This is a genomic window from Actinophytocola xanthii (genome assembly GCF_001921205.1).
In the GTDB taxonomy this organism is placed as follows: domain Bacteria; phylum Actinomycetota; class Actinomycetes; order Mycobacteriales; family Pseudonocardiaceae; genus Actinophytocola; species Actinophytocola xanthii.
The window spans coordinates 18,059-32,379 of sequence record NZ_MSIE01000030.1; the positions used below are offsets into that span (position 1 = coordinate 18,059).

Below are 14,321 nucleotides of genomic sequence, written 5' to 3' on the forward strand. Positions count from 1 at the left end.
TCGATGGGCTTCGTGATCCAGGTCGTCGCTGGCAAGGCGGAGGGCAGGCCTCGTACCGGGTCGTACTTGGCCTGTCCGACAACGCCGCCAGCGGCGGGCTGGGCGCGAAGACCGCGACCGCGGGCTGTGGGGACGTGCCCTAGGACCGTTGGGCTAATGTTGTGGGCTACAAGGTTCCGCGTGTTGAGCAGCCAGCGTCGACGGGTCCCGATATCCCTGTTTCTCGGCGCATGGGAGTGCGGCTTGAGCGAAGCGACCGGACAGCTTGCCGGGCAGTTCGTGGCCTTGACCAGATCCTTGTTGGACTCGGGCTCAGTGGGGGACGTGTTGGAACGGGTGGTGTACGCCACCCGTGAGATAGTTCCCGGTGCGGATCTGGTGAGCGTCACGCTGCGCAGCGAGGACGGTGCCTTCCACACCCCGGTGGAGACCGACCAGGTGGCGAGCGACCTCGACCAACTGCAGTACCGCTTCGGCGAGGGCGCGTGCGTGGAGGCGGCGCGCCCGGCGGGGCCCGCCATGGCGGCCAGCGACGACCTCGGCGAGGACCCCCGGTGGCCGCGGTTCGGTCCGGCCGCCGCGGCGCTCGGCTTCCGTTCGCTGGTGTCCACGGCGTTGCTCCCGGAGGCGACGAGCCCACAGCTCTCCGGCGCGCTCAACGTCTACTCGCGACGCCCCCGGGGGATCCCGCAGCAGGACCGGGACGTGCTGCTGCTCCTGGCCACCCACGCGTCCCTCGCGGTGGCCACCACCCAGGCCGTGACCAAGGGGGAGCTGCGCGAGGCGCAGCTGCGGGAGGCGCTCGACAGCCGCGACGCCATCGGGCAGGCCAAGGGCATCCTGATGGCCCGGCGCGGGGTCAGCCCGGAGGAGGCGTTCGACCTGCTGCGCCGGACCTCCCAGGAGCTGAACGTCAAGCTGCGCGAGGTCGCGGAGTCGGTGACCGCCAGCCTCGACTGAGCGGCTCGGTAAGGTGCGCCGGTGCGCGCGCTCGCCTTGTTCCCGGCCGCCGTGGTCGCCTTCCTGCTGCTCGCCACCGTGCTGCGGATGGCCGACGTGCTGGTGGGCTCGCCGGACGCGACGAGGACGGGCACCGCGACGGTGACCTCGTGCGCCGAGTACGGGCCGGTCGGCCGGTGGGGCCTTGGTGTCTCGTTCGGCTGTAGCGCGGAGGTGCGCTGGACCGGCGGCGGGACCGAACGCGTGGTGTTCCCGCCCGGACAGCTCGCCCCGGACGAGCGGGACGTCCCGGTGTTCGAGTCCGGCCGGGAACCGGGGCGCAACGACAGCGCCCGCTGGTTCCTCGCCGGGCACGTCGCGGCCGTGGCAATGGCCCTGCTGACCCTGTGGTTCACCCTCGGGGCGCTCGGCTCGCTCGTGCGGGTACGTCCCGCCCGGCGGGGCGAACGCCCGGACCCCTGGCCGGTGACCGGGGCGGAGGTCGCCGCCACCCCGGTGACCCGGCGGGTGCGGCGGCTGCGGCTGTTCGCCTGGGCCGGTCTGGGCGCCGGGCTGCTCGAGGTCCTCGCGTCGGTCCCGCTGTTCGACGCGCCGCGGCGGCTCAGCGCGTTCGTCTCGCCGTGGCCCGAGCTCGAGCGGGCGTGGCTGGTCGCCCCGCCCGCTGGCCTGGTCACCGGGGTGGGGGCCGGGTTCGCCGTGCTGGCCGGGCTGGTCGCGTCGGCCGTGCACCGCGATGCCGCACGGGTCCTGCGCCACGGACAGCCCTACCTGGAGGCCAGGCGGCCGAGGACGGGCGGCACGAGCTGGGTTCCGGCCGCCGTGGTGGCGGCGCTGGCCGGCTGGGCCGTGGTGAGCGCGGTCCGGGCCCTCCCGGCCGACGCCCCGGCATACGTGGTGCTGGCCGGCGCCCGGGACGCACTGTTCCTGGTGGCGCTGCTGGTGATCATGCTTCGAACACGGCAGTCCGCGCAGGGGATGGTCGACCAGCTGATGGCCGAGCGGGGAACCGCCCGTCCGGTTCCTCCGTCTAACGGGACATGAACGGGGACCTGGGGCCCGGCGAGCGCCGTTTGGCCGACTACATGCGCCGGGTGGGGGAGATCCAGCAACGGGCCGAGGAGACCCAGACGCGGCTCAAGCAGCTGCGGGCCCAGGTGTCCAGCCCGGATCGGTCGGTCTCGGTGGAGATGGCGCCGGGTGGCCGGCTGGAGCGGCTGAGCCTGACCCCCCAGGCCATGCAGTACGGCCCCAACCAGCTCGCCGAGCTGATCACCGAGACGATCCGCACGGCGCAGACCGCGGTCGCCGAGCAGATGCAGGAGACCCTGCACCCACTGATCGGCGATTCCTCGGCGATGGACTTCCTCCGCGACCAGATCACCGTCGCCGCCCGGGAGGAGCCCGAGGATCCGGCCGCGGATCCGGCCGCGGAGGCGCCGCCGGGGCCGGAGTCCCCCCTGCGCCACGAGCCGCCGCCCGCGGGTCCGCCGACGCCGCGGCCGCGGCGGGCCGACACCGACGACGATCCGGACGAGCCGTTCGACTCCGTGTGGAGGGGATGAGATGAGCTTCGAGATGGTGCCCGCCGACGTCATCGCGCACGCCGGCGCGGTGGAAGGGCTGGCCGGTGAGCTCACCAAGGCCGGTGAGCGGGGTGCGGGGGTCGACCTGGGGATCGAGACCTACGGCGTCATCGGCCAGGCGTTCAGCGGGCACGCCCGCACGTCGATCGCCAACATGGGCGACCTGATCGCCGAGCTGGCGTCGGCACTGCCGGACATCGCCGACGCGCTGCGTGACTGCGCGGACTCGACCCGGGAGACCGACGAGCACCACGCGACCCTGTTCGACCAGGCGCTGAAGGGGGAGTAGTGGGACTCGAGGTCACCGCCGACAACGCGACCGACGGCGCGCGGATCGTCGACACGGTCTGGAAGTGCGCGCAGGACTTCAACAACCCCAGCGACTGGGCGTTCGACGGTGTCGCGCTCGGGCTGGACGTGCTCGGCTTCGTCTCCAACCCGCTTGGCACGCTGGTCGGGGCCGGCATCGGCTGGCTGATCGAGCACGTCTCGTTTCTCAAGGAACCGCTCGACGACCTCGCCGGCGACCCGGGCGCGATCAACGTCGTGGCCGCGACCTGGGGTGAGGTGGCCAAGGCCTGCGGCAAGGTCGGCAACGACTACGCCCAGATGGCCACCAGCCAGACCGCGACCTGGAAGGGCGAGTCCGGCGACGCCTACCGCCAGGCCGCGGCCCAGGTCGCCGAGCAGATCAAGGCGCTGGAGGGGGCCGCGGAGGCGGTGTCGACCGGCATCCGGGGCTCCGGCATCCTGGTCGCCTCGGTTCGCGGGATCATCCGGGACATCGTCGCCGACGTCGTGGCCGAGTTCATCATCGCCGCGGTCACCGCGCTGGCCACGAGCTGGGCCAGCTTCGGTGCCTCGGTCGCCGCCTTCACCGGCTGGGCGGTGGCCAGGGGGGCCGCGACCGCCCTCAAGATCGCCGGCAAGATCCGCAAGCTGCTGATGAAGCTCTCGCTGGCCATCCGCAAGTTCGACAACCTGAAGGGGGCCTCGGACGCACTGGCCAAGGCGTCGCTCGCAATCGGCAAGAAGGCCAGCAAGGCCGGCCAGGCGATCGGCGCCAACCGGCCCGCGCTGAACCAGATCGAGAACGGGATCGCCAGCGCCAACAACGCGATCCGCGGCCGCCTCACCTTCGGCAACAGCAACCTGGAGAACCTCGCCCAACAGGCCGACAACATCATGGCCCCGCGTGGCCGCGACGGGTTCGCCGACACGGTCAAGCCGGCCTCGCTCGGTCGCACCGGCGCCGCCGAGGCCTTCAAGGAAGGCGCCAACTGGGACGAGAGCTACGAGCAGGCCCAGCAGGAGGTCGCCGAGCAGAAGTAGCGGCGGCCCGACCGGTCAGCCGCAGGGGGACTCGGTGAAGTGGAGGTGCTGGGAGCGACCGCCGGAGCTCTCGGTGTTGCCCTCGCAGTCGATCGACAGGAAGCCGACGAAGGTCGTGTGCGCGGGGTCGGCGTACCACTGGTAGAGGCAGTTGTACCCGGAGCGGCACTTCGGGATGGCCTGCACCGAGGTGGCGGGCAGGATCGCGGTGAAGCCGAGTACCGCGGCGCCGACGAGGGCGATTCTGCGGACCATGGAGCGCACCCCTTCCACTGGTTACCCTGAGTACATCGATCGTGACATCGGCGCGGGTCCGGTCGGCACCACCGATTGGCCGGACCGCCTGCGGCCGGGATGACCAGCGCCCGGTTGGATCGCGCAGGTTCGACCGGGCGAGGACGGGTACACGCGGGGCATGAACCTGCGGAAGATCCTGCGTGCCGCCGAGTCGGTCAAGGCCGTCGACGGCCCGGCCGGCGCCCTGGCCGGCACCGTCCGGCGGGTCCTGCGCGACAGCAAGCTGGACGGGCTGCTGCGCGGGTCCTGGCTTGGCCACCCGGTGCACCCGCTGCTGGTGACGCTGCCGATCGGCGCGTGGCTGAGCGCCGCCGCCTTCGACGCCGTCGGTCGCCGGGAGCCCGCGCGGCAGCTCGTCGCCCTCGGTCTCGCCGCGGTGCCGCCCACCGCCGTGGCGGGGCTCGCGGACTTCGGCGAGCTGACCGCGGACCAGCGGCGCGTCGGCCTGCTGCACCTGGCCGCGAACACGGCCGCGAGCGGGCTGTTCGCCGGTTCCTACGTGTGCCGGCGTCAGGGCCACCACACCGCCGGTGCGGTGTGGAGCACGCTCGGGCTGCTCGTCCTCAGCGCGGGCGGTGCTCTCGGCGGACACCTGTCCTACGCCCAGGGCGCCGGCGTGCACCGGTGGGAAGCGCCGACCAGCACCGACCAGGCGTAGCGGCGTGGTCGCTGCCACACCGCGACGCGGGATCGACCGTGTCGTCGCCCGTCTGGCCGAGGTCGGCGCCCGGCTTCGCCGCGACCGCCTCCTCCACCCGGACGGTGCGGTGTTCGAAGCGACGTTCACCGTGCTCGCTGGCCCGCCCACCGGCGCGCCGCTGCTCGACCGGCCCGGGCCGCGCCGCGCGCTGGTGCGCCTGTCCAAGGCGACCTCGACCCCACGGGCCTGGCCCGACGTTCTCGGGCTCGCCGTTCGGGTGTTCGACGACGAGGGGCAGTTGGACCTCGCCCTGTCCACGACCGGGCAGGCGGTGGTCCTGCGTCACCTGCTCGTGCCGCGGCGGAACTTCGCCACGGCCACCTTCGGCTCGCTGCTGCCCTACCGGGTCGGCGACAGCACGTGTGTCCTCGCGGCCGTCGGTCGCGGTCCCCACCCCGGCCTGCCGGCCCGGATGGCGACCCTCCCAGGCGCGGTGGCGGCCCGGCCGCTGACCATGGAGGTGCTCCTCGCCCCGGTCACCGGGCCGTGGCGGCAGGTCGCCCTGCTCGAGCTCGGCGAGCCGAGCCGGGAGGACCCGCGGTTCGATGTGGTCGGCAACACCGTTCGCGGGATCGCCCCGGCGGGCTGGCTCAACCGGCTGCGCGACCCGATCTACCGCGGTTCCCGCCGCGGAGCACCGCACCCGGCGAACGGGGGAGCCCCGGGGAGTATCACCGACGCGCGCGGGTAGCCACCGGAATGGCTGCCGAGCTCTCGTTCATCGGAACCGCGACCACCCTGCTGCGGCTGGGCCGGTTCACCGTGCTCACCGACCCCAACTTCATGCACCAGGGTCAGTGGTCCTACTTCGGGCAGGGGCTGTTCTCCCGCCGCCGCACGGAGCCGGCGATGAGACCGGCCGACCTTCCCCCGCTCACCGCGGTCGTGCTCTCGCACCTGCACGGAGACCACTTCGACCGGGTCGCGCGGCGGGAGCTGGACCGCGACGTGCCGATCGTGACCACCCAGCACGCCGCGCGGGCGCTGTCCCGTGGCGGCTTCCGGGAGTCCCTCGGACTGAGCACGTGGGCGACCGAGACCTTCAGCGACGGCGAGGAGAGCCTTCGGGTGACGGCCGTGCCGGCGCGGCACACGGCGGGCCCGCTCAACACGCTCCTGCCCGAGGTGATGGGCAGCGTCCTGGAGTACCGCGCCGCGCCCGACGCCACGCTGCTGCGGATCTACGTCAGCGGGGACACGATCATGCACGCCGACCTCACCCTGGTCCGCGAGCGGTTCCCGGTTCTGGACCTCGCCGTGGTGCACCTCGGGGGGACCCGGGTGCTGGGCATGCTGCTGTCGATGGACGAGAAGCAGGGCGTGGACCTCATCGAGCTGCTCGGCCCGTCCACCGCGGTGCCCGTGCACTACGACGACTACGGCCTGTTCCACTCGCCGATCTCCAACTTCCTCGTCGAGGTCGACCGCCGCAGGCCGGCGGCGCGGGTGCGGCTCCTGCACCGCGGCGAGACACTCAAGATCGAATAAGAACACGTTCTTGTGCTCGACCCCGGACCGGCGGAAGCTGGGACGATGGACCTCGTCGCCCTGGAAGAGATCAAGCGCCTCAAGTACCGCTACCTCCGCTGCGTCGACACCAAGAACTGGGTCGAGCTGGCCGACGTGCTGGCCACCGACGCCACCGCCGCCTACGGCACGGCCGCGTACGGCGAGCCGCTCGTGTTCACCGGGCGGGACGCCATTCTGGACTTCCTGCGGGACAAGCTCGGCCCCGACATGATCACTGTGCACAGCGCGGGCCAGCCGGAGATCGACATTGCCGGCGACGAGGCGAGCGGCCGGTGGCGCTTCGAGGACACGGTGATCGCGACCGCGCACCGCGTCGTGATCGCCGGCGCCGCGTTCTACGAGGACCGCTACCGCCGTGGCGAGGACGGCCGCTGGCGCATCAGCCACACCGGCTACCAACGCACCTACGAGGCGATGCTCTCGCTGGAGGACCTGCCCAGCTTCCGTCTCACCGCGAACCGCTGGGCGAGTGCCCCGGCAGCCGCCGCGGAAGGCTGACCTTTCGCCGCGGCGGGCCGCCGACGTCCTCAGGCGAGGGCGGTGACCGTGGCGTGCGGGCCTGAGCGGGGGCGCATGTCGGCCAGGCCGACGGGTCTGGCGTCGACCGCGTCGAGGGTGAGCGTGGTGCGGCGGAGGAGCTGCTCGACGATCACGGTCAGCTCGGCGACCGCGAACCCCGCGCCGAGGCAGCGGTGCGGCCCGCCGCCGAAGGGGAGGTACTCGTGGCGGCCCGGCTTGCGGTACGCGGGCCCTTCCGGGTCCCAGCGGTGCGGGTCGAAGCGGTGCGGGTCGGGCCAGAGCTCGGCTGTCCGGTGGGTGACGTACGGGCTGATCAGCACGCGGTTGCCGGGCGGGATGCGCAGGCCCTGGTAGGTGAACGGCTTGACCACGACCCTGGGCAGCAGCGCCACCGGCGGGTGCATGCGCAGCGACTCGGAGACCACGCCGTCGAGGTAGCGCCAGCCGGAGCCGGGCACGCTGTCGGCGGACCGGCGCCAGACCTCCCGGTCGGCGAGCAGTGCGTTGGCGACCCAGCTCATCGCGGCGCTGCTGGTGACGTAGCTCGCCGCGGTCACGCTGATCACCTGGTCGATGATCTCGGTCTCGGTGAGGTCGGACCTGGCCAGCAGGAGGCTGAGCACGTCACCGGCCTCCTCGGGGCAGCCGCGGCGGTGGGCGACCTCGGCGACCACCCGTTCCGCCACCTCCCGCCGCGCCGACACCGCGCGCCGCCAGGACGGCATCCCGAGGCGTTGCAGGCTCTGCACCGGCTGGGGACGGTCCACGACGACCAGCGCGCGGTCGATCAGGGCGCCGAGCCACGCCTCGTCGGCGGTGAGCCGGGGGCCGAACAGGGTGGCGATCGTGCCGCGCCGCACCATCTTGCGGATCTCGACCGACATGTCGAGGCGTTGGCCCGGGCGCCACTCGTCGATGACCGAGTCCGCGGCCGCGCGCATCTGGTCGGTGTACCCGGTCACCTCGCCGTGGGCGAACTTGGGCACGAGGACCTGGCGGCGCCGCCGGTGCTGTTCGCCGTCGCTGAGCAGCAGCGCCGTGCCGCCGTTGACGACCATCAGCGCCTCGAACGACTTCCCCCAGCTGAACAGCTCGGAGTTGGACAGCACGAAGTCGTTGGCCTGCGGGCCGAGCAGGAACACGTACCGCATCCGGCCGGCGCCCAGCGTGGAGACCGTCCCGAACCGCTGCGGCAGGTTCAACAGTGCCTGGTGCGGGGTGCGCGTCAGCTCGACCAGCGTCCGCAGCTGTCCGCCGGGCTTACCCTTTCGGCTGCTCACCAGGCGATGCAACGGCAGCCCCGCGGCGGCGGGCAATCTCGCCCGATTGAGATCCACATTGCGGCCCGAGGCGGGCTCGAGTCCGCACCACCTTGGTGACGCACGCATAGTCGGCCCGCGCGCGGGTAGACGGTGCCATGACGAAGCGGACATCTCGCCCGGCGTTGGTCAAACACTCGGCGGTGCTCGGCACCTACTCGGCGGTGCTGGGCCTGCTGACCGCGGTCGGGCGGGCGAAGGGGGTGCGGCTGCCGGAGCGGTTCAGCGTGCAGGACACCGTCCTGCTCGGCACGGCGACGCACAAGGCGAGCCGGTTGCTGAGCAAGCAGGAGGTGACCAGCCCGCTCCGGGCGCCGTTCACCTCGCGCGAGGAGGCGACGGGGGCGTCGGAGGTCAACGAGTCGGCGCGGGGCGAGGGAGTTCGCCACACGATCGGCGAACTGCTCACCTGCCCGTTCTGCCTCGGCGTCTGGGTGGCGAGCGGGTTCACCGCCGGCATGGTCGTGGCCCCGCGGGTCACCCGCCTGGTGACCACCGCGCTCACCGCTGTCGCGACCTCCGACCTGCTCCAGTTCGTCTACGACGGCGCGAAGCACCGCGCGCACCAGGCCGCGGAGGAGTGAGCACCACCCGCCGACACGCCACGGCCGCGGTCGACGACTGCCGACCGCGGCCGCGGGTGGAGGGGGTTCAGAAGCAGGTGCAGTCCCCGGCGCCGGGGTCGCTGCCGTAGCCGCCGGCGTCCGTCGAGCCGCCGTAGCCGGCGCCGGTGCCGTTGTCTGGGGTGCCGCTGTCGGTCGAGCCGCTGTCGGTCGAGCCGCTGTAGCCGGCGCCGCCTTCGGGACCGTCGCCGACGTCGGTGCTCGCGGGGTCGGTGTCGTTCTGATTGGGCGTGGAGTCCGCGGCACCGCTCAGGCCGTCGCCGTCGGCGTCGGCGTCGGCGGAGTGGGCGCCGCCGGTCCCGTTGTCCGTGGACTGCCCGCCGGTGGTGCCGCTGTCGGCGTTACCGCCGAGCCCCGAGTCGGTGCCGCCGCTGTCGGTGGAGCCGCTGTTGTCGGTGGAGCCCGAGTCGGCCGAGCCGCCGGTGTCGGTGGAGCCGCTGTTGTCGGTGGAGCCCGAGTCGGCCGAGCCGCCGGTGTCGGTGGAGGCGCCGGTGTCGGTGGAGGCGCCGGTGTCGGTGGAGGCGCCGGTGTTGGTGTTGCCGTTGTTGGTGTTGCCTGAGTCGGTGCTGCCACCGGCGTTGGTGGAGGCACCGCTGTTGGTGGAGGCACCGCTGTTGCCGGAGCCGCTGTTGGTGGAGCCGCTGTTGCCGGAGCCGTCGGTGTCGGTGCCCAGCGAGTAGCCGCCGCCGGTCGAGCCGTTGTCGCCGGCGCCGCCTTCGGGTGCGGCTGCGCTGTAGTCGGCACCGCTCTCCGGGCCGTCACCCAGGTCGCTGCTGGCGGGGTCGGTGTCGTTCTGGTTCCAGGTGGGGTCCTGCTGGTCGGGGCGGCCGTCCTGGTCGAAGTCGGCGGCGGGGTCGTCGCTCGCCGGCGGGCTGGCGGGGGGCGGGTTCTGCACCCGGTCACTGCCGTAGCCCTCGCCGCCCTCGGGGCCGTCGCCCACGTCGTCGCTGGCGGGGTCGGTGTCGTTCTGGTTCCAGGTGGGCTCCTCCGCGTCGGGGCGGCCGTCGTGGTCGCGGTCGGGCAGTGCCGCACGGCGGGCGGCCTCGGCCGCGGCCGCGGCGTCGTCGGCCCGCTGCTGCGCCTCCCGCCGCACGGCCTCCGGGCGGTTCTGCGCCATCCAGCTCTCCGTGCGCTGCCGTTGCGCGTCGCGCTCCCTGGCGTAGCCCTCCCTGGCGGCGTCGACCTCCTCCTGCGTCGGCGGCGGCAGGGGTGCCGGCAGGAACTCCCTGTCCACGCTCACCCCCGCACCCCAGTCGAACCAGGACTCGTTCGGCTTCGGCGACGTGGGGGCCGGGCCCTTCACCTCGGGCTGGCCGGCCTCCTCGGTCGGATCGGCCGGCTGCGTGGTCTCCACGCTCCCACCACCGGGCAGCGGCGTGCCGGTGGTGACGCCGTCGGGCAGGTCGAGGTGCCACGAGCCGTCCGCGCGTCGCTCGACGGTCACCTCCATCTCGTAGCTGCGCCCGTCCGGCGTGGTCACCGTGCCCTTGGCCCGGTAGCTCCCGCTCACCGAGAGATCGGGGGAGATGTTGAGGGTGAACTTGGAGGAGAGCTCTCCGTGCCGACCCAGCCGGGCATTCGCGTTCGCCTCGGCGTTGAGCCCGTCGGGCTTCGGCGTGATCCCGGTGAACTGCGGCGCCCCGGGCCTGCCGACGCGCACGCCGCCGCTGGTCACCCAGCTGCCCTTGTTCGCGTCGTAGCCCAGCGTCCCGGTCACCGACGCCCCCGGCCGCACCGGCACCGCACCGGAGACGCCGACACCGCGGGTCGGCGGGGCGGCCTCCCAGAACTGGTGTCCCCGCTGCTTCATCTCGGTGACGATCTCCTGCGTGCGCAGCGAGTCCTTGCCGCTGACCCGTCCCAGCTCGGCGCCGAGCTCGGCGTCGGTCATCGAGCGAACGTCGGTGGCCGGCGCCGGTCGCGACTCGGCGGGGACCTCCGCGGTCGGCACCGGGTCCGCCGCCGCCACCCCGGTGGCGAAGCCCATGCCGACCGTGGTCAGCGCGGCACCGAGCAGCACCTTCCTGGTCAACCCGAGCGGGTGCCCGGTCCGTTCTTCCGGATTTCCCATCACATCTCTCCCGTCCCCGTGCGGCGAGCCTCGGCTGGCAGGTCATGAGTAGCCGAAGATTTCTCGCATCAACCGCCTCCGGGCGGCGCATTCTCGCTCCGCCGAACGTCTCCCCCCGAACGTCGGGGTTGTACCGCCGTCGAGCGGGAACACTGCCGCGAGCAGTCACGACAAGAGGGGATCAACATGGCCGACGACCAGTACACGCAGCGCGACCCACGGGACCAGTACCCGCGCCCGGACGAGCAGCGTGGACAGGAGCAGGGGCATCCGGGAACCGGGAGCGCGATGACGCCCGAGCCCGACTACGGCGAGAAGACCTACCGCGGCAGCGACCGCCTCGCCGACCGCAAGGCGATCATCACCGGCGGCGACTCCGGCATCGGCCGGGCGGTCGCCCTCGCGTTCGCCCGCGAGGGCGCGGACGTGCTGCTGTCCTACCTCGAGGAGGAGCAGGAGGACGCCGAGCGCACCGCGCAGCTGGTCCGGGACGCGGGCCGCACCGCCGTGCTGGTTCCCGGCGACCTGCGCGACGAGCAGCACTGTGGACACATCGTCGAGCGGGCGGTGGCGGAGTTCGGCCGGATCGACGTCCTGGTGAACAACGCCGCTTACCAGATGTCGCAGGACGAGGGGCTGCTCGGCATCAGCACCGAGCAGTTGGACCGCGTCTTCAAGACCAACATCTACGCCATGTTCTGGCTGTGCAAGGCGGCCGTCCCGCACATGCGCCCGGGCTCGAGCATCATCACCACCTCCTCGATCCAGGCGTTCCAGCCCTCGCCCGAGCTGATGGACTACGCCTCGACCAAGGCCGCCATCGTGAACTTCAGCAAGGCCCTGTCGGCGGACCTGGTGGGCAAGGGCATACGGGTGAACTCGGTCGCCCCGGGTCCAGTGTGGACGCCGCTGATCCCGGCGACGATGCCCAAGGAGAAGGTCGAGTCGTTCGGTGGCCAGGTGCCGCTCGGGCGGGCCGCGCAGCCGGCCGAGCTCGCTCCGCCCTACGTGTTCTTCGCCTCGCAGGAGTCGAGCTACATCACCGGCGAGGTGCTCGGCGTGACCGGCGGCCAGCTGCTGACCTGACGGGAGGGCATGTGAACGGGACACCGAGGTTAACCCTCACCGGCCCGGTGCTCGACGCCCCGAACGCCGCTGAGCTGGCCGACTTCTACCGGCGGCTGCTGGGCTGGGAGGCCGAGGAGGACGAGCCGGACTGGGTGACGCTGCGCTCGCCGGAGGGCGCCGCGCGGCTGTCGTTCCAGACCGAACCGGACTACGTGCGCCCGGTCTGGCCCACCGAGGACGGTGCCCAGCGGATGATGGCGCACCTGGACATCGAGGTGGACGACCTCGACGCCGCGCGCGAGCACGCGGTCCGCACGGGCGCCGTGGTCGCCGATTTCCAGCCGCAGGACCACGTTCGGGTCTGCCTCGACCCGGCCGGTCATCCCTTCTGCTTATGGCTGCGCGGGTGACGGCGCACCAACGGGGGATCGGCCCGATCGAGCCCGCCTGGTCCCCGGTGCGCCGGCTCGCGGTGCTGCGCGGGGGAGGGCTGGGCGACCTGCTGTTCGTCATGCCCGCCCTCGAGGCGCTCCGGGCGCGGTACGCGGAAGCCGAGATCGTGCTGCTCGGTGCGCCGGGCAACAGCCGGCTGCTGGCGGACCGGCCCGGGCCGGTGGACCGGGTCGTTCCGCTGCCGCCGGCGAAGGGGGTGCACGAGCCGCGCGGTCCCCGGGACGAGGGCGTCGAGGAGGCGGCCCGCCGTGAGTTCGTCGGTCGCGTCGGCGAGCCGCCCGACCTCGGGGTGCAGCTGCACGGGGGCGGCCGCTGGTCCAACCCGTTCCTGCTCGCACTCGGACCGAAGTGGACGGTGGGGGCGCGGACCGAGGACTCGGCGCTGCTCTCCCGGTGGCTGCCCTACCGGTACTACCAGAACGAGGTGATGCGGGCGCTCGAGATCGTCGGGCTCGCCGGCGCGCCGCCGGTGACCGTCGTACCGCGGATCGCGGTCACCGAGCGGGACCTGGCCGCCGCCGAGCCGGCACTGGCCGGGCTGCCGCGACCGCTGGTCGCCCTGCACCCGGGGGCGACCGACCCGCGACGGCGCTGGCCGGCCGAGCGGTTCGCCGAGGTCGCCGCGACGTTCGCCGGCCGGGGTGCCGGCGTCGTCGTGCTCGGCACCCCCGACGAACAGCAGGTCGTGGCCGAGGTGACCAGCCTGGCCCTGGCGCGTGCGCCCGAGGGCTCGGTACGCCCGCTGACCGACCTGAGCCTGCCCGGGCTCTGTGGGGTGTTGGCCCGGGCGGGCGTGCTGCTCGCCAACGACAGCGGTCCCCGCCACCTCGCCGAGGCGGTCGGCACGCCGACTGTCGGCGTCTTCTGGATGGGCAACGCGATCAACGCCGGCTCGCTCGGGCGGTACCACCACCGAGTGCTGATGTCCTGGACCGCGGCCTGCCCGGTCTGCGGCGTGGACTGCGTGCACGAGGAGGTCCCGCGCTGCCCCCACGACGTCTCCTTCGTCGCGGACGTGACGGTCGAGCAGGCCGCGCGCGAGGTGGGCGACCTGCTGCCCTGAGCCTCCTCTGAGCCTCCTCTGAGCCTCAGTCGAAGAAGCGGCCCAGCTCCTCCTGGCTCGGCCCGGCCGAGCCGGGAGGTAGCGGGGTCAGGTCCGCGAACACGCTCGCCCCGTCGCAGCCCGCGTGCCTGGCAGTCCACTTGAGATCGCTGTCGGGGCGGGCGCAGATGCCCTTGAACGTCTGCACGTCGAGCAGCCGGACGTGGGTCGGGTCGGCGACCGCGTTGACGTAGCGCCACCACGGCGAGAGCACGTGCAGCACGCCACCGGGGCGCAGCACGCGGTGGCACTCGTCGACCAGCGGCAGGAAGTCGACCAGGTGCTCGAGCACGTGCACGGCGAACACGCGGTCGACCGAGCCGTCCCGCAGCGGGATGCCCTGGCCCAGGTCGGCCAGCACGTTCACCGCGCCGGTGCGGCGCCGGTCGAACCCCACGTTGCCGGGGTACTGCTTGCTGCCCCCGCAGCCGATGTCTACGGCGACCGGGGCGCGCCCGTCGACCTCGATGCGGTCCCACACGGCGAGCACCCCGGCGAACTGCCCGACGAACTCCCGGACCAGGTCCACCTGCTCGGGTCCGGTCACGGCACCGGTGAGGTGCGCGACGCCGCCGCGGAACTCGGCCCGCACGTCGAGGTCGCGGGTGCGGTCGTCGTGGGCGAGCGCGTCGCGCACGACGCGGCTCAGGTGTGCGTCGATGCGCTCGTGGCGCTCGGGCGAGATCGGTTGGGCGGGTGAGAGCATCCGAGGTCCGTCCTGTTCGGGGGCGTGCCGTGTCGCCTGCATGGTTTCCGGTGAAGGC

17 protein-coding genes are annotated in these 14,321 nt (G+C 73.0%); 13 read left to right on the top strand and 4 right to left on the bottom strand.

Annotated elements, in window-relative coordinates:
• The first annotated feature begins 210 nt into the window (after positions 1 to 210).
• Genes BU204_RS17025 through BU204_RS17045 form a run of 5 tightly spaced genes read left to right on the top strand, consistent with a single transcriptional unit; the run spans position 211 to position 3,875 of the window.
• Complete coding sequence (locus tag BU204_RS17025) at positions 211 to 960, top strand: GAF and ANTAR domain-containing protein (RefSeq protein WP_075126759.1); 750 nt, start codon at positions 211 to 213, stop codon at positions 958 to 960.
• Between the two features lie 21 nt (positions 961 to 981).
• A complete protein-coding gene (locus BU204_RS17030) occupies positions 982 to 2,001 on the top strand; it encodes a DUF6346 domain-containing protein (RefSeq protein WP_075126673.1) in 1,020 nt (339 codons plus the stop codon).
• A complete protein-coding gene (locus tag BU204_RS17035; protein WP_233160373.1) occupies positions 1,998 to 2,522 on the top strand; it encodes a YbaB/EbfC family nucleoid-associated protein in 525 nt (174 codons plus the stop codon). Before BU204_RS17030 ends, BU204_RS17035 begins: the two co-directional genes overlap by 4 nt.
• A gap of 1 nt (position 2,523) precedes the next feature.
• The gene (locus BU204_RS17040; RefSeq protein WP_075126674.1) at positions 2,524 to 2,832 is read left to right on the top strand and encodes a hypothetical protein; all 309 of its coding nucleotides are present in this window, start codon (positions 2,524 to 2,526) and stop codon (positions 2,830 to 2,832) included.
• Positions 2,832 to 3,875, top strand: a complete 1,044-nt coding sequence (locus BU204_RS17045; RefSeq protein WP_075126675.1) for a hypothetical protein — start codon at positions 2,832 to 2,834, stop codon at positions 3,873 to 3,875. The genes BU204_RS17040 and BU204_RS17045 overlap by 1 nt, the downstream gene beginning before the upstream one ends.
• A gap of 15 nt (positions 3,876 to 3,890) precedes the next feature.
• On the opposite strand, the gene BU204_RS17050 is transcribed toward BU204_RS17045, so the two are convergent.
• Entirely contained in the window at positions 3,891 to 4,130 is a 240-nt protein-coding gene (locus BU204_RS17050; RefSeq protein WP_075126676.1) for a hypothetical protein, read from the bottom strand.
• A gap of 160 nt (positions 4,131 to 4,290) precedes the next feature.
• On the opposite strand from BU204_RS17050, the gene BU204_RS17055 reads away from it, so the two are divergent.
• The 4 genes from BU204_RS17055 to BU204_RS17070 are packed head-to-tail and all read left to right on the top strand — an operon-like array spanning position 4,291 to position 6,900.
• Positions 4,291 to 4,830: a DUF2231 domain-containing protein gene (locus BU204_RS17055; RefSeq protein ID WP_075126677.1), complete on the top strand. Its 540-nt coding sequence runs from the start codon at positions 4,291 to 4,293 to the stop codon at positions 4,828 to 4,830.
• Between the two features lie 4 nt (positions 4,831 to 4,834).
• Positions 4,835 to 5,563: a catalase family protein gene (locus BU204_RS17060; RefSeq protein ID WP_075126678.1), complete on the top strand. Its 729-nt coding sequence runs from the start codon at positions 4,835 to 4,837 to the stop codon at positions 5,561 to 5,563.
• An 8-nt stretch (positions 5,564 to 5,571) separates the two neighbouring features.
• On the top strand, positions 5,572 to 6,360 hold the full coding sequence (locus BU204_RS17065; protein WP_075126679.1) for an MBL fold metallo-hydrolase: 789 nt from the start codon (positions 5,572 to 5,574) through the stop codon (positions 6,358 to 6,360).
• A 45-nt stretch (positions 6,361 to 6,405) separates the two neighbouring features.
• Complete coding sequence (locus BU204_RS17070) at positions 6,406 to 6,900, top strand: nuclear transport factor 2 family protein (RefSeq protein WP_075126680.1); 495 nt, start codon at positions 6,406 to 6,408, stop codon at positions 6,898 to 6,900.
• A gap of 29 nt (positions 6,901 to 6,929) precedes the next feature.
• Here the strand turns inward: BU204_RS17070 and BU204_RS17075 are convergent, their stop codons facing one another.
• The gene (locus BU204_RS17075; protein WP_158073474.1) at positions 6,930 to 8,201 is read right to left on the bottom strand and encodes a cytochrome P450; all 1,272 of its coding nucleotides are present in this window, start codon (positions 8,199 to 8,201) and stop codon (positions 6,930 to 6,932) included.
• Positions 8,202 to 8,338: 137 nt separating this feature from the next.
• On the opposite strand from BU204_RS17075, the gene BU204_RS17080 reads away from it, so the two are divergent.
• Positions 8,339 to 8,824: a DUF1360 domain-containing protein gene (locus tag BU204_RS17080; RefSeq protein ID WP_083661385.1), complete on the top strand. Its 486-nt coding sequence runs from the start codon at positions 8,339 to 8,341 to the stop codon at positions 8,822 to 8,824.
• A gap of 67 nt (positions 8,825 to 8,891) precedes the next feature.
• Here the strand turns inward: BU204_RS17080 and BU204_RS17085 are convergent, their stop codons facing one another.
• On the bottom strand, positions 8,892 to 10,934 hold the full coding sequence (locus tag BU204_RS17085; protein ID WP_143229549.1) for a hypothetical protein: 2,043 nt from the start codon (positions 10,932 to 10,934) through the stop codon (positions 8,892 to 8,894).
• Between the two features lie 186 nt (positions 10,935 to 11,120).
• On the opposite strand from BU204_RS17085, the gene BU204_RS17090 reads away from it, so the two are divergent.
• The 3 genes from BU204_RS17090 to BU204_RS17100 are packed head-to-tail and all read left to right on the top strand — an operon-like array spanning position 11,121 to position 13,518.
• Complete coding sequence (locus BU204_RS17090) at positions 11,121 to 12,020, top strand: SDR family oxidoreductase (protein WP_075126682.1); 900 nt, start codon at positions 11,121 to 11,123, stop codon at positions 12,018 to 12,020.
• 11 nt (positions 12,021 to 12,031) lie between these two features.
• The gene (locus BU204_RS17095; RefSeq protein ID WP_075126683.1) at positions 12,032 to 12,412 is read left to right on the top strand and encodes a VOC family protein; all 381 of its coding nucleotides are present in this window, start codon (positions 12,032 to 12,034) and stop codon (positions 12,410 to 12,412) included.
• Positions 12,409 to 13,518 (top strand): glycosyltransferase family 9 protein, encoded by a 1,110-nt coding sequence (locus BU204_RS17100; protein ID WP_233160374.1) that lies wholly within the window; start codon positions 12,409 to 12,411, stop codon positions 13,516 to 13,518. The genes BU204_RS17095 and BU204_RS17100 overlap by 4 nt, the downstream gene beginning before the upstream one ends.
• A gap of 25 nt (positions 13,519 to 13,543) precedes the next feature.
• Here the strand turns inward: BU204_RS17100 and BU204_RS17105 are convergent, their stop codons facing one another.
• The gene (locus BU204_RS17105; RefSeq protein WP_075126685.1) at positions 13,544 to 14,263 is read right to left on the bottom strand and encodes a methyltransferase domain-containing protein; all 720 of its coding nucleotides are present in this window, start codon (positions 14,261 to 14,263) and stop codon (positions 13,544 to 13,546) included.
• Positions 14,264 to 14,321 lie beyond the last annotated feature (58 nt).